We start from the raw sequence: 19,124 nt of genomic DNA on the forward strand, positions 1-19,124 counted from the left end.
CCGCCCGCGCGGGGCAGACGCCGCGCCCGCGTCAGAGGTCGTCTCCTCCCGCGACCCTCGACGGGCCGGACCGCCGGTGGGCGACCGCGAAGGCGCCCGCGGCGGTCGCGGCGGACGCGAGCATGACGATCGCCAGGGGAGCCGCGGTGTCCTCGCCTCCGATGCCGACGAGGGGAGACACGACAGCGGCCAGGCCGAACTGCGCGGCGCCGAGAACCGCCGACGCGCTCCCCGCGGCGCGGGGGACCGCATCGAGGGCCAGCGATGTCGCGTTCCCGAAGACGAGGCCCAGTGACCCGACCACGGTGAAGAGGGGGACGGCCAGCCAGAACACCGGCGCCGCGAACGCGACGAGCAGGGCGAAGGCCACCGCCGACGACACGACGACGACGATACCGACGGTGAGCACGCTCTCCACCGACCGGGTCGCGGTGAGCCTCGTCGACAGCGCGCTGACGATGACCAGGGCGAGGGCGTTCAGGCCGAACGCCAGACCGTAGCCGACGGCGTCGAGACCGAGCAGCCCCTGGTACAGGAACGGGGATGCCGAGATGTACGCCATCATCACCGCGAACGCGAAGGCGAACACGGTCGTGTATCCCACGAACGCGCGCGATCGCAGGGCGCGCAGGGGAGAGTCGCCGTCGACGCGCTGAGCGCGCACGGCAGTGCGGCGGGAGCGGGGGTGGGTCTCTCGCACGACGATCAGGATGCAGACGAGCATCACGATCGAGAGGCCGAGCACGACCGCCAGCAGCCCCCGCCACCCGAGGGGCGCCGTCAGGGCGCCGCCGATGAGCGGTGCGACCACCGGCGCCACCCCGCCGACGATCATCATCAGCGAGAACGCGCGAGCCGCGGATTTGCCGGTCGCCAGGTCCGACACGACGGCACGGCCGATCACCATGCCCGCCGCACCGCCCAATCCCTGCAGGAGGCGGGCGACGATCAGGGTCGTGGCATCCGGCGCCATGGCGGCCACCGCGCTGGCGATCACACACAGGAGGGCTCCGAGGACGAGCGGCGGCACGCGACCGAACCGATCCGACAGGGGTCCGAAGACGAGCTGGCCCGCCGTCACCCCGAGAAGGAACGCCGTGAGGGTGAGCTGGACCGTCGACGCCGAGGCGCCGAGATCGGTGGCAATGAGCGGGAAAGCGGGCAGGTAGAGGTCGGTCGCGAACGGGGCGACCGCGCTGAGCAGGCCCAGGACGAGTAGGAGAGGGGCGGTGATGCCCCGCGGCGAGGGTGCCGCGGTCGAGGCGCGAAGAGATCCGGTGTCGGTCGTCATGATTATTAAATCATAACTAAATACGTGAGCGCTGTACAGTGACGGAATGGCTTCCGTTGTGCCCGATCGCGCGCTCGCCGACTTCGCCGACATCGTGCTCCGCGTCGGTCGCGAACTCGATCCGCACGGGCCGCACGCGCTCGACATCATCCCGTTGACGGGCACCGAGGCCCTCGTCATGCGTTGGGTGCACCGCAACCCCGGCACGTCCCCCAGCGAGGTCGCTCAGGCGACGGCTCTTCAGCGGAGCAACTGCAGCGTCGCACTGCGGTCCCTCGTCGCCAAGGGAATGGTCGAGCGCCGCACCGAACCTCTCGACGGGCGCGCCGTGCATCTTCACGCCACCCCCGTCGCCGAGCGCAGCATCGCACGACTCCACGCGCACTGGGCGGAGCGGCTCCGTGCTGCCCTCGGGGGCGACGAGCGCGATGTGCTCGTCGCGGCGCGGGTCTTGGCGCGCATCGACGAGAACCTCCGTGGCCCCGCGTCGTCGTAAGCGAGGTGCACCGGCATCCGTCGAGACGCATCCGCGCGCGTGACACCTCCCGCACATCCGTGCAAGGCGGTGCCGTGCGGGTTCGGCGAGGGGGAGGATGGATGCATCCGCATCGACCCTCCTGAGGAGACCCATGCACGTCAACGCCTACGCGGCGTCGTCCGCGACCTCGCCCCTCGAGCCCACGACCATCGAGCGTCGTGACGTCGGCCCGAAGGACGTCCTCATCGACATCGCCTACGCCGGCATCTGCCACTCCGACATCCACACCATCCGCGGCGAGTGGGGCGACGTCCCCTACCCCCTGACCGTCGGCCACGAGATCGTCGGCACGGTCGCCGAGGTCGGCGCAGACGTCACCACGCACAAGGTCGGCGACCGCGTCGGCGTCGGCTGCATGGTCAACTCGTGCCGCGAGTGCGACAACTGCCTCGCGGGCGAGGAGCAGTACTGCGAGAAGGGCAACATCGGCACGTACGCCGGCAAGGACGTCGACGGGACCATCACCCAGGGCGGCTACAGCGAGAAGATCGTCGTCGACGAGCACTTCGTGCTGCGGGTTCCCGAGTCGATCCCGTACGAGAAGGCCGCGCCCCTGCTGTGCGCGGGTATCACGACGTACTCCCCGCTCAACCACTGGAACGCCGGCCCCGGCAAGAAGGTCGCGATCGTCGGCCTCGGCGGTCTCGGTCACATGGCCGTCAAGATCGCCCACGCCATGGGCGCCGAGGTCACCGTGCTCTCGCAGACGCTCAGCAAGAAGGACGACGGCCTGAAGATGGGCGCCGACCACTACTACGCGACGAAGGACGAAGAGACCTTCGAGAAGCTGAAGAAGCACTTCGACCTCATCATCAACACCGTGAGCGCCCCGCTCGAGCTGCGGAAGTACCTCGGGCTCCTCACGCTCAACGGCACGATGGTGAACGTCGGCGCCCCGCCGGAGCCGCTGCCCATCCAGGTCTTCACGCTGTTCACCAACCGCCGTTCCTTCGCCGGTTCGTCGATCGGCGGCATCCGTGAGACCCAGGAGATGCTCGACTTCTGCGCCGAGAAGGGCATCGCGCCTGAGACCGAGCTCATCTCGGCCGACCAGATCAACGAGGCCTACGAGCGCGTCCTGAACAGCGACGTCCGCTACCGCTTCGTCATCGACGCGAAGACGTTCGCCCCGGCCTGATCCCGGCCCTCCCGGCCCGGGCTTCGGCCCCGGATGCCACGGCCCCCACGTTCTTCCGAGTGCCGGGGCCGTGGCATCCCTCCCCGAGGCGTTCCTGTCCACGTCCTGCCTCCGCCCGCCCGCGCGCGTACCGTCGCGCGGAGTTCTCGCCCGACACGCCGGCTGGGGACCCCGGTGGCCCGGGGTGTCGTCACCGAATCCGCCTGACGGCTCGTCGGCCCGCCTGACGCTCGTCGGCCCGCCCGTCCCTGTGTCGCCGGGCTGCACACCGCCGTCCTTGGTGCCCGGCCGGGGCCGCGGTCCGGGCCGTACCGTCGTGCGGAGTTCGTGCCCGACTCGCCGCGGCCGGGGCCGCGGTGCCGGCGTGTCGCCCGTGGAGTCCGCCTGACGGTCGGCGGTTCCGGATGCCGTGGCCGCGACGTTTCCGGTTCGCCGGGGCCGTGGCATCCCCCGTGCTGTGCCGTCGTGCGGAGTTCGTGCCCGACTCGCCGCGGCCGGGGCCGCGGTGCCGGCGTGTCGCCCATGGAGTCCGCCTGACGGTCCGCGCACTGCCCGCGCGCCCCCCACGTACGCGAAAGCGGCGCCGCCCCGAAGGACGACGCCGCTTCGACGACCGCGTTACGCCTGACCGAGCGCCGCGGAGACGACCGCGCGGGCCTCCTCCTGCACCTCGCGGAGGTGGTCCTCGCCGCGGAGCGACTCGGCGTACAGCTTGTAGACGTCTTCGGTGCCCGAGGGGCGCGCGGCGAACCAGGCCGACTCCGTCTGGACCTTCAGGCCCCCGATCGCTGCGCCGTTGCCGGGCGCGTGCGAGAGCTTCGCGGTGATGGGCTCGCCGGCGAGCTCGGTGGCGGTGACGGCATCCGGAGACAGCTTCGACAGCGCCGACTTCTGCGCGGGTGTCGCGGGAGCGTCGACGCGCTGGTACGCCGAGGCGCCGAACTCGGCCTCGAGCTCCGCGTACCGCTGCGAGGGCGTCTTGCCGGTGACGGCGAGGATCTCGGCGGCGAGCAGGCAGAGCAGGATGCCGTCTTTGTCGGTGGTCCAGACGGTTCCGTCTTTGCGGAGGAACGACGCTCCGGCCGACTCCTCACCGCCGAAGGCGACGGAGCCGTCGAGCAGGCCCGGTACGAACCACTTGAAGCCGACGGGAACCTCGAGCAGCTGACGCCCGAGCGACGCGGCGACGCGGTCGATGATCATCGACGACACGAGCGTCTTGCCCACGGCCGCATCGGCGGGCCAGCTCGGGCGGTGCGAGAACAGGTAGTCGATCGCGACGGCGAGGTAGTGGTTGGGGTTCATGAGCCCGGCGTCGGGGGTGACGATGCCGTGGCGGTCGGCGTCGGCGTCGTTGCCGGTGAGGATGTCGTAATCGGCGCGCGCGGCGACGAGCGAGGCCATCGCCGACGGCGACGACGGATCCATGCGGATCTTCTCGTCCCAGTCGAGCGTCATGAACTTCCACGTCGGGTCGACCTCGGGGTTCACGACGGTGAGGTTCAGCCCATAGACCTCGGCGATGAGTGCCCAGTACTCGACCGATGCCCCGCCCAGCGGGTCGGCGCCGATGCGCACGCCGGCGTTCTTGATCGCGTCGATGTCGATGATGGATGCCAGATCCCGCACGTACGCGTCACGGAAGTCGTACTGGCCGAGACCGTCGAGGTCGATGTCGGCGTGCGGGGTGCGCTGGACACCCTCGAGGCCTGCGGTGATCAGCGCGTTGGCACGGTCGGCGATCCAGCCCGTGGCGTCGGTGTCGGCGGGACCGCCGTGCGGGGGGTTGTACTTGAAGCCGCCGTCACGCGGAGGGTTGTGCGACGGGGTGACGACGATGCCGTCGGCGCGACCCGGGTCACCGGTCGCCCGGCCGCGGTTGTAGGTGAGGATCGCGTGGCTGAGGGCCGGGGTGGGCACCCACGCGTCGCGCGCGTCGACCCGCACGTCGACACCGTTGGCGACGAGCACCTCGATGGCGCTGCGCTCGGCCGGCAGGGACAGGCCGTGGGTGTCGCGGCCGAGGAAGAGGGGACCGGTGATGCCCTGTGCCGCGCGGTAGTCGACGATCGCCTGGGTGGTGGCGAGAATGTGGTCCTCGTTGAAGCTCGTGCTCAGCGACGATCCGCGGTGGCCGCTCGTGCCGAACGCGACGCGCTGCTCCGGCACCGTGGCATCCGGTTTGCGGTCGTAGTACGCCGCGATCAGTTCGTCGATGTCGATGAGATCGGATGCCTCTGCGGGCTGCCCTGCGCGACTGCTCATGCGCCCAGTCTGCCCGCTGCGTCCGACATGCGCACACGCGGCGACACATTCTCGGTGAATCCGACGCCGATGCGCGTCAGCGCTCCGCGGGGTGCCCCGCGGCGATGAGGGCTTCGAGGGCCACGCGCAGCGCCGGAGAGTCCGACTGCGACCGTCGATGCACGGCGACGACGTCGCGCGTCGAGGCGGGGTCGATGGTGGGGATGGCGACGAGGTCGTCGCCGAGGGGCGCGCGCCCCAGGCGAGGGACGAGAGCGACCGCCCGCCCCGTTCGCGCGAGTTCGAGGTGGGTCTCGAACTCCATCGACTCGTAGACCACGCGCGGGGCGTTGCCGACCCCGTCGAACAACCGCCGTAGCCACTGGCGGCAGATCGTGGTCTCGAAGGTCGCGACCCACGCCTCGTCGGCGAGATCGGCGGGGCGCACGAGGTCGCGGTCGGCCAGTGGATGGTCTCGATGCACGATGACGTCGGCGACGTCAGTGAACAGCGCAGTGACGACGAGATTGTCGGGGATCGCGAGGGCGACACCGCCCCACTGGTGCGCGATACCGAGATCGCGCTGGCCGGAGGCGACGAGCGCGATCGTCTCCCAGGGCTCGCTCTCGCGGACCAGGAGCCGAAGGTCGGGGTGGTGCGAGGCGAGGTCGACCAGGAGGGGAGCGACCACGCCCCGCACCACCGTCGAGAACGCCGCGAGCCGGAGGTCTCCGCTGACCGCCCCGGTCGTGGTGGCGCTGGCTTGGAGATCGGCCCGCAGCTTCTCGATCTCCGCGAGGATGGGCGTCGACCCCACGACGAGGTGCGTCCCGGCATCGGTGAGGGCGACGCCGCGGCCGACCCGCTCGAGCAGGGCGACACCCGTCTCTCGTTCGAGGCGCTTGATCCGCTGCGACACGGCCGAGGGCGTGAACCCGAGAGCGGTCGCCGCGCCCGACACGCTCCCCTCCTGCGCGACGGCGCGCAGCGAACGGACGGCCTCGAGATCGATCATGCAGAAAAGCTACCGCGTCTTGTGAAAGAACCATCGCTGGTGCTTCACGGTGGATGCCGCTGGACTGACGTCGTGAGCAGACGCGACATGATGCTGGCGGCCGGGGTCGCCGCCGCCTGGGGCTTCAACTTCCTCGTGATCGAGTGGGGCATGCGTGGGATCCCCCCGCTGCTGTTCGTCGCGATCCGGTTCGCCGTGGTGTCGCTGTTCGTCGTGATCGTGCCGCGCCCGGTGGCATCCTGGCGCACCGTCATCGGCGTGGGGCTCTTCATGAGCCTCGGACAGTTCGCTCTGCTGTACACGTCCCTCGCCCTGGGGCTGCAGCCCGGACTCGCGGCGCTCCTGCTGCAGGCGCAGGCCGTGTTCACGGCGCTGATCGCGGCGGGAGTGCTCCGCGAACGCCCGACCCGCGGTCAGGCGCTGGGCGTGGCACTCGGCGTGGTGGGGCTGGCCGTGGTGGCAGTCGGGCGAGGAGGCGCGGCGCCCGCGCTCGCCGTCGCCCTCGCGCTCGCCGCGGCGCTGTCGTGGGCCGTGGGCAACGTCATCTCGCGTCGCGCAGGAGTGGTGACGGGCCGCGGGCCGCTCGGTGCGCTGTCGCTGACCGTCTGGTCGGCGCTCGTCGTGCCCGTGCCCGCTCTCGGCCTCTCGCTCGTGATCGAAGGGCCCGCGGCCATCGGGGCGGGTCTCGGATCGTTCGGCGTCGCCGCGGTGCTGTCGACCGTGTACACCGCGGGGCTCTGCACTCTCGTGGGGTACGCCGTGTTCAACGGCCTGCTCGCCCGCAACCCCTCGGCGGCGGTCGTGCCCTGGGTGCTCCTCGCACCGGTCGTGGCGATGACCGCGGCGGCGGCCCTGCTCGGCCAGGTCCCGGCACCGGCCGAGATCATCGGCGGGGTGGTGCTGGTGGCGGGCGTGCTCGTGACGACCGTCGCGTTTCCGCCGCGGGCCCGTCGGCGCGACGGGGCGAGAGACAGCGACACGGGCGGCGTGCTCCCGCGGCCGACCCGCTGACCGCGTCCGGCCCACCTCGACGGCCCACCTCGACCGCCCGCCCCGGCCCGCCACCTCGACCGGCCACGGGACGATGAAGAACCCTCACCCAAACGCGTCACCTGCCGTCACTACACTCCGACCATGACGCGTAAATCGTGGGTGGCCCGTATCGCCGGCTTCGGCCTCGTCGTGGCGGGGATCGCGGCACTCGTAAGACGCACGCCGAGTGGCGTGCCGGCACCGTCGGTCCCGGTTCCCGAGAATCCGCTCTGGACGGGGACGACCAAACCGGCACCCGTCCCCGAGGAGAACGTCGTCCTCAGCCTGCCGAAGGACATGTACCGGCACGCGGGAGCACCGACCGAGTGGTGGTGGCACATCGGCACTCTCCGCGCGGGCGATCGCGTGTTCGGGTTCGACATCAACGCCGCCTCGTTCAACGGCTCGCACTTCGCGATGTCGCAGATCTCGCTCAGCGACGTGGAGGGCGGGCGCCACTACGAACGCACGCAGGTCTACGGCCCCAAGCCGTTCGGGTTCTTCGACGTCGACACCTGGGCCGAGGGCGATCCTTCCCAGCCCTGGTACGCGGGACTCGGCGATCCGAGATGGCTCGTCGGCGGGTTCAGCGTCACCGACACCGGATCCGGCTACACCGAGGCGCCCTCGGTCCACATCGAGGGCGACGGCACCGGGGCGTCTGCGATCGCGATCCTCGACGACAAGGGCGGGGTGACGCAGCTCATCCTGCTCAAGCCGGGCTCGGGGTACACGACCACTCCGGCCGTGACCCTCGTCGGCGGCGGCGGCTCGGGGGCCACGGCCGTGGCCGTACGCCACTCGGTGGTCATGACGGCGCCGCAGGCCGACCCGACGCGCGACATCTCGGTCACGGCCGTCCTGCAGGATGCCAAGACGCTGGACGAGGTCGAGTTCGACCTCACGCTGTCGCAGCAGGGGCGACCGATGTTCGTCTTCGGCACGGGAGTGGAACCCAGCGCGACGACCCAGAGTCTGGAGAAGGACAACTACTACTTCTCCCTCACCCGGCTGAAGGCATCCGGCACCATCACCTTCGGCGGCGAGACCTTCTCGGTGACCGGCACGACCTGGATGGATCACGAGTACGGGTTCTTCGGCGGCAACTCGGCGGACACCCGCGTGCGCTGGTTGCTGCAAGACATCCAGCTCGACAACGGCTACACCCTGTCGACCGCCGGCATGATCGGGGAGGGCTACACGCCCGAGATCGGGGTCTCGGTCGACGCGTTCGCCACGATTCAAGAGCCGTCCGGCGACACCTTCTACGTCGCGAGCACGATCACTCCGGTCGGCGAGTTGTGGACGAGCCCCTCGACGGGCAACAGCTACGCGCAGCAGTTCCGGGTGGAGATCCCGTCGTTCGACGCCGACATCCTGGTGACGACGCGCCTTCAGGATCAGGAGTTCTCGGCGAGCGGGGCGCCGATCTACGAGGGCACGGCCGAACCGACGGGCACGTTCCTCGGAGACGACGTCGCGGGAGACGCCTGGATCGAACAGGCCTACTGAGTCCTCCCGTCACGGGGGGAGCGGTCGCCGAGTGGCGGCCGAGGCCCGGCGCACTAGGCTGAGCCGGTGCTGCCCGACACAGACCACCCCCTCGCCCGCCGTACCTACAGCTATCTCGGTCCCGCCGGTACCTTCACCGAAGCCGCGCTCGCTCAGGTCCCCGAGGCGCGCGACCAGATCTGGCGTCCCGTCCGCAACGTCGGTGAAGCGCTCGCCGATGTCGTCGAGGGGCGATCGGATGCCGCGATGATCGCGATCGAGAACTCGGTCGACGGCGGCGTCTCCACGGCGCAGGACGCGCTGGCCACCGTGCCGGGCCTGCGCATCGTCGGCGAGTACCTCGTTCCGGTGAACTTCGTGCTCGTCGGCCGCCCCGGCGCGACCCTCGCCGACGTCTCCCTCATCGCCGCTCACCCCGTCGCCTACGGGCAGTGCCTCGGCTGGCTGAGCCGCAACGTGCCCGCGCACGCGCATCTGCCCGCGGAGAGCAACGTCGCCAGTGCCCTCGGGGTCCTCGACGGGACGAGTGCCGCGGATGCCGCGATCGCGGCACCCGGGATCGTCGCCCACCACGACCTCACGGTGCTGGCCGAGAACATCGGCGACAATCCCAATGCGGTGACCCGCTTCGTGCTGGTCAGTCGCACGGTCGCTCCGGCTCCGCCCACCGGTGCCGACAAGACCTCGCTCATCGTCGAGCTGCCCGAGGACCACCCCGGCGCCCTTCTCGAACTTCTCGAGCAGTTCGCCACCCGCGGCATCAACCTGAGCCTGTTGGCATCCCGTCCCATCGGTGACGCCCTCGGCCGCTACCGCTTCGTGATCGACGCCGACGGCCATGTGCAGGACGAGCGGATGGCCGACGCGCTCCTGGGCCTTCGCCGGTTCAGCCCGAAGGTCATCTTCCTCGGCTCGTACGCCCGCGCCGACCGCGCGATCGTGCGCTACCCGCAGCGCTACAGCGACGACGTGTTCGTCGAGGCCCGCGATTGGCTGCGGGGCCTGCTGAGCGGCGAGCCCGAGGCCTGACCGCCCTGGCGGCCCGGGGGCCCCAGGCCGTCGAGAGGCTCGACCCGCACCGTCCTGCGGAGTTCGTGTGCGACACGCCGGTTCGGGATGCCGTGGCCCGGCGTGCCGGCCCAGCACTCCGCGTGACGGTCCGCCGCGGGCCGCCCGACCACCGCGCCGCGGAACCGATAGCTCAGGCCGCGACGGCCGCCGGTGCCGCGATCAGCTCGAGCGTCTGCGCGCGCCCCGCGGCCGTGTCGAGGGATTCGCCCTCGTAGGCCCCCGCCACGGGAGACACCATGATCTCGTCGACGCCGTGCTGCGCGGCGAAAGCGGCGAGCTGTCCCTGCACCTCGGATCCGGTCCCGACGAACCACTTCTGACGCGTCGACGCCATGATCGACTCCGCCATCGCGTCGAACGGATCGGCTTTCGCCTGCTCGACCGTCTCGAGCGGCACCAACGGGCGGTTCGTGCGCAGACGCGCCATCATCCGCAGTTGCGGCAGGGCACGCTCCTCCGCCTCTTCGGCGGTGGGCGCGGCGACCACGTTCGCGGTGACGAAGGTGCGCGGACCCTCGCCCGACTCGTTCGGCACGAACTGATCGCGGTAGAGCCGCAGCGCGTGGTCGAGCCCCTCGCCCGAGAAGTGGTTCGCGAAGACGTAGGGCAGACCGAAGCCGGCGGCCAGTTGCGCCGAGTAGTCGCTCGAGCCGAGCAGCCAGACCTGTGGCATCCCGGATGCCGAGGGCGTCGCTTTCACCTGATACTCGGTGCCCGACGTGAAACGCACCGTGGCCCCCTCGGGGGAGGTGAGCGCCATGATGTCGGTCACGTGATCGGGGAACCGCGAGACGTCACTCGTGGTCCCGGACCTGTTCAGCAGCTGGGTGATGACCGGATCGCTGCCGGGCGCGCGACCGATGCCCAGGTCGATGCGGTTCGGAGCGATCGCTTCCAGGGCCGCGAACTGCTCGGCGACGATCAGCGGTGAGTGGTTCGGCAGCATCACACCGCCCGAGCCCACGCGGATGCGCGAGGTGCGGGCGGCGGCTGCGGCGATCAGGACGGGGGGAGTCGTCGACGCGACGGCGGGCATGTTGTGGTGCTCGGCGAACCAGTACCGCTGATAGCCGAGGCGGTCAGCGCGCTCCACGAGGTCGAGCGCGGCGGCCACGGCCTGGGCGCTGGTCTGCCCGGTGCGGACGGGGACGAGGTCGAGGACGGAGAGCGAGGGGGTCACGACGAAAGCAACCGCGCGGCGCCGACCACTATTCCGCTGGGGGGTGAGCCCCGGCCGTCGCGGAGAGCACTCCTCGCCTCCGCCGCATGAGCGGCGACCAGACGGACGCGGGGGATGCGGACGGGGAGACGATGGTGCGGACGGTGACTCCGGCGACCCGTTCGGGGCTTCTTCGACGCCCGAGCCCGGCATCCGTCCTCAGCTTTCTCTCAGCAAACTTCCGTGACGAATCCCCTCCCCGCCACGTCTCACCTCTGACATCGCGGGACACACGGTCCCGGAGACGACGGAAGGAAAGCGAACAATGGCTACCCCCACCACCGCCACCCCCACCACCGCCACGAAGGACGGCGGCTCGACCGTCATCGTCGACGCCGTCGTCGCCAAGGTGGCCGGCATCGCCGCAGCGGAGGTTCCCGGCGTGCACGCCCTCGGCGGCGGCGCGGCGCGCGTGATCGGCAACATCCGCCAGGCCGTGGGCGCGAAGGACTACGCCCAGGGCGTGAGCGTCGAGGTGGGCGAGACCGAGGTCGCCGCCGACATCGCCATTCAGGTCGACTACCCCGAGCAGCTGCAGCGCGTGGCCTCGAACGTCCGCGCCGCGGTGCACCAGGCCATCACCGAGCTCGTCGGCATGAAGGTCGCCGAGATCAACGTGACCGTCGTCGACGTCTACATCCCGGGCGAGGACGACGAGGACGAGGTCGAAGACGCTCGCGTCAGTTGACATCCATCGTGAAGGGGCGTCACCGGAAGGTGGCGCCCCTTCCGTGCGCCGGGCGGCGTACCGAGATGCCTGGGGGGAGCAGAAGGCCGGGTAGGCCTCGCCTCAGTCGCCGTGCCGCACGTGCGCGTACGCGTCGAGGGCGCGACGCCGCGTCTCGCCCAGATCGACCATCGGTTCCGGCGGGTTCTCACCGAGGTGCTCCGGCGCCCAGGTGCGCACGTACTCGTCGTGCCGGTCGAACTTCTTGCGTTGCGTCTCGGGGTTGAAGACGCGGAAGTACGGGGCGGCGTCCGCGCCGGATCCCGCGACCCACTGCCAGTTGAACGGGTTGCTCGCGGCATCCGCGTCCACCAGGCAGTCCCAGAACCACTGTTCCCCGTGACGCCAGTCGATGAGCAGGTTCTTGATGAGGAAGGATGCCGTGACCATCCGCACGCGATTGTGCATCACGCCCGTGCGCCAGAGCTGATGCATGCCCGCGTCGACCACGGCGACCCCCGTCTCACCCCGCTGCCAGGTCTCGAGGTCCGCCCGGTTCAGCTTCGGCCAGGGGAACGCGTCGAAGGTGCGGCGCCAGTTCACCGTCGCGATGTCGGGGGAGTGGTAGGTCACGTGCCACGCGAACTCGCGCCACACGAGCTCGGAGAGGAAGCCGGTCGCGCTCTTCGCATGCTCGCCCGATCCCCGGTGCGCGATCGTGTCGTGCCACACCTGGTACGGGCTGAGCTCGCCCCACCGCAGGCGCGGTGACAGGTTCGAGGTCGCACCGCCGGCGAACTCGTCGCGGTAGCGCGAGTAGTCGCCGAGGTCGTCGTCGAGGAACTCCGTGAGCCGCTTCTTCGCCGCCGGTTCGCCCGGCTCCCACGTCTCGCGCAGGCCGCCGGCCCAGTCGGGCTTCGTCGGCAGCAGGTCCCAGGAGTCGAGATCGTCACCGTCGAGGCGCCCATCGAACCCCGGAACCTTGCGCGCCTCCGGCATCGGCGGTCGCGGCGCGGGAAGCTTCTGCACCGCGCGAGCGAACGGGCTGTACACGCCGTAGGGCTTGTCGGCCTGCGTGCGCACGGTCCACGGTTCGTAGAGGAGGTTTGCCGCGAACGACGCGACGGTCACCCCGTCCTCGCGCAGCTTCTCCTTGATGCCTGCGTCGATCTCGCGTTCCACCCCGCCGTATCGCCGGTTCCAGAACACGGCACCGGCGCCGACCTCGTCGACCATCGCGGGGACGACCTCCGCCGCGCGGCCCCGACGAAGCACGAGTGCGCCGCCGCGTTCCTCGAGGCGCTCGCCGAGGGATGCCAGCGATCCGTGCAACCACCACCGCGCCGCCCCGCCGATCAGGCGGACGCCGTCCGACTCCTCGTCCAGCAGGTACAGCGCCACGATCGGCTCGTCGCGGTCGAGCGCCGCACGGAGGGCGGGGTTATCGGTCAGGCGCAGGTCGTCACGGAACCACACGATCGAGGGCGAAGCCATTCCTCGACGCTATCCATCGCGGCATCCCGCCCTCCGGGCTTGACACCCGTCGCGCGGCGCCGATCCCGCGCCGTGCCCGCACCGCGCCGCCCGTGGCTTTTGACGCGCGAGACCGCATGCGTTCGGCGAGGACGTATCCGTTCGCGGCCGAACGAGTGCGTTCTCGCCGAACGAATGCGTCGTCGGCGTACTGTCACACCGCTCGGGTCGTCAGAGCTTCGAGACGTCGTGGCCCTTCGGCAGCGCGACGGTGAGGCCACCCTCGACGATGCGCGTGTAGATGCGCGTCGCCTCGCCGAACTCGTCGCCGTCGAGTTCGATCGGCTGCGCGGGAGCGGTCGCGAGCTCGATGCCCGTGCCCCGCAGGTAGCGCACCGAGGTGTCCTTGCGGCGTTCGAGCACGCGTCGGCCGGCGCGGAACTTGCGCAGCACCGAGTTGTCCCACACGATGCTCCGCCACACGCCCAGCCAGCCCAGCACCCCCGTCGGCTGAAGCACCGCCACGTCGAGGCGACCGTCGGCGATCGAGGCATCGGGGATGAGCGCCACGCCGCCCTGCAGGGCGCCGCAGTTGGCGAAGAGCACGCTCTGCACCTTCGCCGAGTGCAGGCGGTGCCCGTTCAGCTGGTACATGACGCGGAAGGGCTTGGCCGAGACGAGAGACCGTGCCGCGCCGTCGACGTACGCGACCCACCCGACCTGCTTCTTCAGGTCGTCACGCGTGTTCTGGATCATCGCCGCGTCCAGGCCGATACCGGCCATGACGGAGAATCCGTGCTCCTCGACCTCGCCGTCGGCACGACGGATGCGGGCCAGCCCGGTGTCGATCGAATGGATGTCGCCGTCGAAGGTCGAGCGGATCATCGCGTCGGTGTCGTTGAGGGGCAGGTTGAGATTGCGCGCGAGGAGGTTGCCCGTGCCGCTGGGCACGATCGTGAGGGGGACCCCCGTGGAGGTGAGAGCCTCGGCCACCGCGCGTACGGTGCCGTCTCCGCCCGCCACGAGCACGGCATCCACCTTCTCGTCGAGCGCGGCTCGCGTCGCGTCGTCGCCGAGGTCGTCGACGGTCGTCTCGTAGAAGAGGGGCTCTGCCCAGCCGGCCTCGGCCGAGAGCTCGGCCACGCGCGCGCGCAGCACCTCCGGCTCGACCTTGGTGGGGTTGTAGATGAGCGCGGCGCGCTTCTTCTGCGTCGGCTCGGCGTCGATGGGCGCCTCGTCGCCGTCCGCGTCGACGCGTTGCGTCTTGCCGGGCACCTCCGCCGACGAGTCGGGGGCGATGTCTTCCGGCTGGTGGATGGTGTCGTCGGGCTCCGAGGCATCCTTGGGATCCGGGACGTCCTTACGGGGGTGATCGCTCACGTCGTCGCCGAGACGCGCGGCGTGGAAGTCCTCTCCCGAGCCCTCGGCTGCGGCGGCATCCGCCTTCACCTCATCGGGCGCGTCGGCGGGGACGTTCTCGGGGGAGTCCGCGTCGTCACGCGGCTCGTCAGGGGCGGCCATGGGATCAACCATAGGACCGCGATCCGCGCGAGAACGGGCGAACCGCATGGGCTTGACGACCGGATGCCGAACACGCATGTGCCGCGCGGACCGCGGCGGCGTTCCGCGGCTCGGCGTCGGTCGATCGGAGGCCGAACACGGGTCGGAGCCGACCGTAGGATGGACGCGTGATCGACCTGACTCTGCTGCGTGATGATCCCGAGCTCGTGAAGCGCTCCCAGATCGCCCGCGGGGAGTCGCCGGATTCGGTGGATGAAGCCCTCACCGCCGACCGCGACCGCCGCGCCGCCATCACCGCGTTCGAAGAGCTGCGGGCCGCGCAGAACGCGCATGGTAAGCGCGTCGCGCAGGCACCGAAAGACGAGAAGGCTGCGCTCGTGGCCGAGGCCAAAGAGCTGAGCGAGCAGGTCAAGGCTGCGCAGCAGGCCGCGAACGCGGCGGAGGAGGCCGCGGAGGCGGCTCTGGCCAAGATCGAGAACATCGTGCTCGAGGGCGTCCCCGCCGGTGGCGAAGAGAATTTCATCACCCTCCGTACCCACGGCGAGATCCCGACCTACGACTTCGAGCCGCGCGACCACCTCGAGATCGGCGAGAAGCTCGGCGCGATCGACATGGAGCGCGGCACGAAGGTGTCGGGCAGTCGCTTCTACTTCCTCACCGGGATCGGCGCGCGCCTCGAGCTCGCGCTCATGACCCTCGCTCTCGACCGGGCGCTGCAGGCCGGGTTCACGCCGATGATTCCGCCGACGCTCGTGCGTCCCGAGGTCATGCGCGGCACCGGATTCCTCGGTCAGCACGCCGACGAGGTCTACCACCTGCCCAAGGAGGACCTCTACCTCGTCGGTACGAGCGAGGTGCCCCTCGCCGGGTACCACATGGACGAGATCCTCGACCTCGAGCGCGGCGCCAAGCGCTACGCCGGCTGGTCGACGTGCTATCGCAGCGAGGCCGGGTCGTACGGCAAAGACACCCGCGGCATCATCCGCGTGCACCAGTTCAACAAGCTCGAGATGTTCGTCTACACCGACCCCGCTGACGCCGAGGCCGAGCACGACCGCCTCGTCGCGATGCAGGAGGGGATGCTGCAAGACCTCGGCCTCTCGTACCGCGTCATCGACGTCGCGGCGGGCGACCTGGGCTCGAGCGCCGCGCGCAAGTTCGACATCGAGGCGTGGGTTCCCACGCAGGGCGCGTACCGAGAGCTCACGAGCACCTCGAACTGCACGACCTACCAGGCGCGCCGCCTCGAGACGCGGTTCCGTCCCGAGGGTGGCGGCAAGACGCAGCCGGTCGCGACCCTGAACGGCACCCTGGCGACGACGCGCTGGATCGTCGCCCTGCTCGAGACGCACCAGCGCGCGGACGGCTCGGTGACGGTCCCCGAGGTGCTGCGGCCCTACCTCGGCGGACTCGAGGTCATGGAGCCGATCGCGTGAACGACGAGGCCGCTCTGCCCGCTACCGGTGCCGTCGAGAGCGCGCCAAAGCAGGAGGCGGCCGATGTCGTCGCCGATCTCGCCGACGCCCCCGTCGAGCGCATGCTCATCGCGCTCGACATCGACGGCACTGTTCTCCTCGAAGACGACACCCTGAGCCCCGGCGTCGTCGAGGCCGTCGCGGGGGCCCACGCCGCGGGCCACGAGGTGATGCTCGCCACCGGGCGCAGCTGGGACAGCACGCACCCGATCATGGAGCGCCTCGGCATCCGTCCCGAGTACGCGGTGTGCTCGAACGGCGCGATCGTCATGCGCCGGATCGGACACCCGGATGCCGCGGACTACGAGCGCGCGCACGTCGAGACGTTCGACCCGACCGAGGTGCTGACCCTTCTCGGTGAACACCTCTCGGGGGCGCACTTCCTCGTCGAGCTTCCCGACGGCTCGCGTCTGTTCACCGACTACCTCGACGACTGGAACCTCAAGGGTGCCAACCGCGTGAGCTTCGACCAGCTGTCGGACCAGCCGGTGTGCCGCGTGGTCGTGGTCGCGCCCGAGAAGACCGACAAAGACTTCCTGCAGCTCGTCGAGCGCATCGGTCTGAGCCAGGTCTCGTACGCGATCGGCTGGACGGCCTGGCTCGACATCGCCCCGCAGGGCGTCGACAAGTCGACCGCGCTCGAACTCGTGCGCGGATGGCTCGGCATCCCGCCGGAGCGCGTCCTCGTGATGGGCGACGGTCGCAACGACATCGAGATGATGCAGTGGGCCGTCCGCAACGGCGGTCGTGCGATTGCGATGCACCAGGGTCCGCCCGAGGTCCACGCGGCCGCGGGCGAGGTCGGCCTCTCGGTGACCGAGGGTGGCGTCGCCGCGGTGCTGCGCGCGCTGTAGCTCCTACAGGTGGGCAGCGTGAGCCGCGCGGTGGCTCGCGACGTTCGCGAGCGTCCAGGCGAGCAGCCCGAACGGCGGGAGAAGCAGCAGGGCGGTGGCCCACGCGGCCTTGAGGCCGACGGAGCTGTGCGTGTCGCGGACGGTGACGACCGTCGCCCAGATGGATGCCGCGTAGATGAGCGCGAAGGCGATGAGCATGGGGTTCCCTCCCTGTCGAACGGGGCCCGCTGCGGAGGGCGGTGGGCTGTCTTCTCCCGGTGTACGCCTGCTCTCGCAGCCGTTCAAGCGGAGCCGGCGGGCGCGAGGCGAACCGATAATCGGCGCTTAGCGTTCCTTCAGGAAAGCGGCCCGATTCATGTGGGTGGCCGACGGCGTTGGCGAGTCGAGACACGAGCCAGCGTCCAGGCGAGCAGGCCGAGCGGGGGGAGGAGCAGGAGCGCCAGTGTCCAGGCGATCTTGAGAAGAACGGCGGTCCGCAGATCTCGGACGGTGACGATCACGGCCCAGATGGACAGGGCATAGACGACGGCGCACGCGACGAAGATGACCACGTGCGTGTGTCAGGTGGTGACGAACACGACTTGCTCCCCAGGTCGAACTGCTCGGTGACGAGACCGGTCTATTGCCAGAACGGGAGCCTGCGCGGATCGTCCCTCCAGCGGGCCGACATGGTGAGTCGGCGAAACCGCCACACCAGACGGGGCCGTCGGCACCAGGCGGGGGAGCAGCAGCCACGTACGCGGGCGCGGCGACTTCACCCCGCTGTGGGGGCAATCGACCCCTCGTGGCGGGTTCGCCTTCTCCCCATCCAGGCCTCCCGCATCGCGGAGCGCAGCACGCGGGTGTCGGTGCGGTCGAGTGCGCGACGGCTGCGGTCGAACGCCGCGTGCGCGGCATCCTGAAACAGGCGCTCATGAGCCGGTGAGGTGGCCGCGAGCGACGCGAGGCACTTCTGCAGGCGCACCTGGACCTCGACGTCTGCCGCTCCATCGCGGGCGAGCGGTCGGAAGGCGTCGTCGACGATCTCTTCCAGCGTCGGCGGCGTCACGAAGACCCGCTCGTACTCGATGTCGTCCGCGGGTTCCGTGACCAGGGCTCGGGTGAGCACGCGCTGCAGGGCGGCGACCACCTCGATCGCCGTTCCCGGATCGTTCGTCGCGGCCGAGAGCGCTCGGCTGCCGATCTCGGTGAGCGCGATGACGCCGAACCGCGGGTCCTGTTCGTATGTGCGGTGATGCTCGACGCGGAAACACCGGCGGATGCCGGAGCGAAGGCGGTCATCGACCGTTCCGCGAACGAAGACCAACGGCACGCGGGCATCGGCGATGCGCCCCGGGCCGGCGTGCACGTGGATGTCGATGTCGTGGGAGCGAGCGAGTCGATCGAGGCCGGCGATGTCGACGTGGGTGACGTATCCGACCTCGTCGGCTGCCACCGGGGTGGCATCCTCGGGGACGCCGGTGGTCCGACGCGCGCCAAGGGCGGGGGAGGAGGCGAACAACTCGAGGGATGCGGTCGCGGCCTTTTCGACACGATCGATCACGTCGGCCATTCGCCCGAAGGTGGAGAGGTGCGAGATCCACCGCAGGAGCGTCACCACGACGATCGCGATGATCACGATCGTGCCCACGAACAGGATGGTCCGCCCCTGATCGGTGTAGTACCCGGTCGAGAGCGCGACGATCCCGACGAGAGAGAACGCGAAGGCGCCCACGAACGTCGACACCGCGTTCTGCGAGGTGGGGTCGGAGATGAGCAGCGACGTCGAGCGCGGCGTCGCCGTCGTCGTGGCGGACGAGAACGCGGTCACCATCGCCGTCACCGAGAACGTGCTGACGGTCAGCATGGCGGTCGCGATGATCTGCAGCAGCGAGCCGACCGCGTTCTGCCCGAGGTCGATGGACAGCGAGAAGGGCAGGAGCGGGCCGAGGAATCGCGCGGCCAGGGCGACGAGCACCGCGATGGCCGTGAAGAGTGCCGCGCGAACCCATACTTGCTGGCCGAGCCGGAGGAGGAGGGATGCCACCGAACCGCGCGCTGCTTTCGCCATGCTCTCGACGGTAGTGAGGGCGCT

General features: G+C 70.4%; 17 protein-coding genes. 8 read left to right on the forward strand and 9 right to left on the reverse strand.

Annotated features, from left to right (window positions below; all coding sequences use genetic code 11):
* Positions 1-31: 31 nt before the first annotated feature.
* Positions 32-1,291 carry a multidrug effflux MFS transporter gene (locus tag PIR02_08630; protein WZH38726.1) on the reverse strand — a complete coding sequence of 420 codons (1,260 nt, stop codon included), beginning with the start codon at positions 1,289-1,291 and terminating at the stop codon, positions 32-34.
* 46 nt (positions 1,292-1,337) lie between these two features.
* Here PIR02_08630 and PIR02_08635 point away from each other — a divergent pair, with 46 nt between their 5' ends.
* A complete protein-coding gene (locus PIR02_08635) occupies positions 1,338-1,787 on the forward strand; it encodes a MarR family transcriptional regulator (protein ID WZH38727.1) in 450 nt (149 codons plus the stop codon).
* Between the two features lie 133 nt (positions 1,788-1,920).
* Positions 1,921-2,967 carry an NAD(P)-dependent alcohol dehydrogenase gene (locus tag PIR02_08640; GenBank protein WZH38728.1) on the forward strand — a complete coding sequence of 349 codons (1,047 nt, stop codon included), beginning with the start codon at positions 1,921-1,923 and terminating at the stop codon, positions 2,965-2,967.
* Between the two features lie 618 nt (positions 2,968-3,585).
* Here the strand turns inward: PIR02_08640 and pgm are convergent.
* Together pgm and PIR02_08650 are read right to left on the reverse strand one after the other, a co-directional pair.
* Positions 3,586-5,232, reverse strand: coding sequence for a phosphoglucomutase (alpha-D-glucose-1,6-bisphosphate-dependent) (pgm, locus tag PIR02_08645; protein WZH38729.1), 1,647 nt, complete (start codon positions 5,230-5,232; stop codon positions 3,586-3,588).
* Between the two features lie 76 nt (positions 5,233-5,308).
* Positions 5,309-6,226 carry a LysR family transcriptional regulator gene (locus tag PIR02_08650; protein WZH38730.1) on the reverse strand — a complete coding sequence of 306 codons (918 nt, stop codon included), beginning with the start codon at positions 6,224-6,226 and terminating at the stop codon, positions 5,309-5,311.
* A gap of 72 nt (positions 6,227-6,298) precedes the next feature.
* Between PIR02_08650 and PIR02_08655 the strand changes: the two genes are divergently transcribed.
* From PIR02_08655 to pheA, 3 genes are all read left to right on the forward strand, one after another.
* Positions 6,299-7,237 carry an EamA family transporter gene (locus PIR02_08655; protein ID WZH38731.1) on the forward strand — a complete coding sequence of 313 codons (939 nt, stop codon included), beginning with the start codon at positions 6,299-6,301 and terminating at the stop codon, positions 7,235-7,237.
* 123 nt (positions 7,238-7,360) lie between these two features.
* A complete protein-coding gene (locus tag PIR02_08660) occupies positions 7,361-8,770 on the forward strand; it encodes a lipocalin-like domain-containing protein (GenBank protein ID WZH38732.1) in 1,410 nt (469 codons plus the stop codon).
* Positions 8,771-8,836: 66 nt separating this feature from the next.
* Positions 8,837-9,799: a prephenate dehydratase gene (pheA, locus tag PIR02_08665; GenBank protein WZH38733.1), complete on the forward strand. Its 963-nt coding sequence runs from the start codon at positions 8,837-8,839 to the stop codon at positions 9,797-9,799.
* A gap of 172 nt (positions 9,800-9,971) precedes the next feature.
* On the opposite strand, the gene PIR02_08670 is transcribed toward pheA, so the two are convergent.
* On the reverse strand, positions 9,972-11,021 hold the full coding sequence (locus PIR02_08670; protein ID WZH38734.1) for an LLM class flavin-dependent oxidoreductase: 1,050 nt from the start codon (positions 11,019-11,021) through the stop codon (positions 9,972-9,974).
* A 304-nt stretch (positions 11,022-11,325) separates the two neighbouring features.
* On the opposite strand from PIR02_08670, the gene PIR02_08675 reads away from it, so the two are divergent.
* Positions 11,326-11,748 (forward strand): Asp23/Gls24 family envelope stress response protein, encoded by a 423-nt coding sequence (locus PIR02_08675; protein WZH38735.1) that lies wholly within the window; start codon positions 11,326-11,328, stop codon positions 11,746-11,748.
* A gap of 102 nt (positions 11,749-11,850) precedes the next feature.
* Here the strand turns inward: PIR02_08675 and PIR02_08680 are convergent, their stop codons facing one another.
* On the reverse strand, positions 11,851-13,221 hold the full coding sequence (locus PIR02_08680; protein ID WZH38736.1) for a deoxyribodipyrimidine photo-lyase: 1,371 nt from the start codon (positions 13,219-13,221) through the stop codon (positions 11,851-11,853).
* Between the two features lie 210 nt (positions 13,222-13,431).
* A complete protein-coding gene (locus tag PIR02_08685; protein ID WZH38737.1) occupies positions 13,432-14,721 on the reverse strand; it encodes a diacylglycerol kinase family protein in 1,290 nt (429 codons plus the stop codon).
* A 167-nt stretch (positions 14,722-14,888) separates the two neighbouring features.
* Between PIR02_08685 and serS the strand changes: the two genes are divergently transcribed.
* Both serS and PIR02_08695 read left to right on the forward strand, forming a co-directional pair.
* Complete coding sequence (serS, locus tag PIR02_08690) at positions 14,889-16,157, forward strand: serine--tRNA ligase (protein ID WZH38738.1); 1,269 nt, start codon at positions 14,889-14,891, stop codon at positions 16,155-16,157.
* Positions 16,154-17,050 carry an HAD family hydrolase gene (locus tag PIR02_08695; protein ID WZH38739.1) on the forward strand — a complete coding sequence of 299 codons (897 nt, stop codon included), beginning with the start codon at positions 16,154-16,156 and terminating at the stop codon, positions 17,048-17,050. The genes serS and PIR02_08695 overlap by 4 nt, the downstream gene beginning before the upstream one ends.
* A gap of 3 nt (positions 17,051-17,053) precedes the next feature.
* Here PIR02_08695 and PIR02_08700 read toward each other — a convergent pair whose 3' ends face one another.
* The 3 genes from PIR02_08700 to PIR02_08710 all read right to left on the reverse strand — a co-directional run bounded on the left by PIR02_08700 (position 17,054) and on the right by PIR02_08710 (position 19,100).
* Positions 17,054-17,248, reverse strand: a complete 195-nt coding sequence (locus tag PIR02_08700) for a PLDc N-terminal domain-containing protein (protein ID WZH38740.1) — start codon at positions 17,246-17,248, stop codon at positions 17,054-17,056.
* 155 nt (positions 17,249-17,403) lie between these two features.
* Entirely contained in the window at positions 17,404-17,601 is a 198-nt protein-coding gene (locus tag PIR02_08705) for a PLDc N-terminal domain-containing protein (protein WZH38741.1), read from the reverse strand.
* 203 nt (positions 17,602-17,804) lie between these two features.
* The gene (locus tag PIR02_08710; protein ID WZH38742.1) at positions 17,805-19,100 is read right to left on the reverse strand and encodes a DUF2254 domain-containing protein; all 1,296 of its coding nucleotides are present in this window, start codon (positions 19,098-19,100) and stop codon (positions 17,805-17,807) included.
* Between the last annotated feature and the right edge of the window lie 24 nt (positions 19,101-19,124).

The sequence above is a fragment of the Microbacterium enclense genome (assembly GCA_038182865.1).
Classification (GTDB): Bacteria; Actinomycetota; Actinomycetes; order Actinomycetales; family Microbacteriaceae; genus Microbacterium; species Microbacterium enclense_B.

What these genes read in the sequence shown, in the direction of transcription:
- pgm (WZH38729.1), bottom strand. Translation starts at nt 5,232, where the DNA reads ATGAGCAGTCGCGCAGGGCAGCCCGCAGAGGCATCCGATCTCATCGAC.
- PIR02_08680 (WZH38736.1), bottom strand. Translation starts at nt 13,221, where the DNA reads ATGGCTTCGCCCTCGATCGTGTGGTTCCGTGACGACCTGCGCCTGACC.
- PIR02_08635 (WZH38727.1), top strand. Translation starts at nt 1,338, where the DNA reads ATGGCTTCCGTTGTGCCCGATCGCGCGCTCGCCGACTTCGCCGACATC.
- PIR02_08660 (WZH38732.1), top strand. Translation starts at nt 7,361, where the DNA reads ATGACGCGTAAATCGTGGGTGGCCCGTATCGCCGGCTTCGGCCTCGTC.
- PIR02_08640 (WZH38728.1), top strand. Translation starts at nt 1,921, where the DNA reads ATGCACGTCAACGCCTACGCGGCGTCGTCCGCGACCTCGCCCCTCGAG.
- PIR02_08630 (WZH38726.1), bottom strand. Translation starts at nt 1,291, where the DNA reads ATGACGACCGACACCGGATCTCTTCGCGCCTCGACCGCGGCACCCTCG.
- PIR02_08675 (WZH38735.1), top strand. Translation starts at nt 11,326, where the DNA reads ATGGCTACCCCCACCACCGCCACCCCCACCACCGCCACGAAGGACGGC.
- PIR02_08685 (WZH38737.1), bottom strand. Translation starts at nt 14,721, where the DNA reads ATGGCCGCCCCTGACGAGCCGCGTGACGACGCGGACTCCCCCGAGAAC.
- PIR02_08710 (WZH38742.1), bottom strand. Translation starts at nt 19,100, where the DNA reads ATGGCGAAAGCAGCGCGCGGTTCGGTGGCATCCCTCCTCCTCCGGCTC.
- PIR02_08700 (WZH38740.1), bottom strand. Translation starts at nt 17,248, where the DNA reads ATGCTCATCGCCTTCGCGCTCATCTACGCGGCATCCATCTGGGCGACG.
- PIR02_08650 (WZH38730.1), bottom strand. Translation starts at nt 6,226, where the DNA reads ATGATCGATCTCGAGGCCGTCCGTTCGCTGCGCGCCGTCGCGCAGGAG.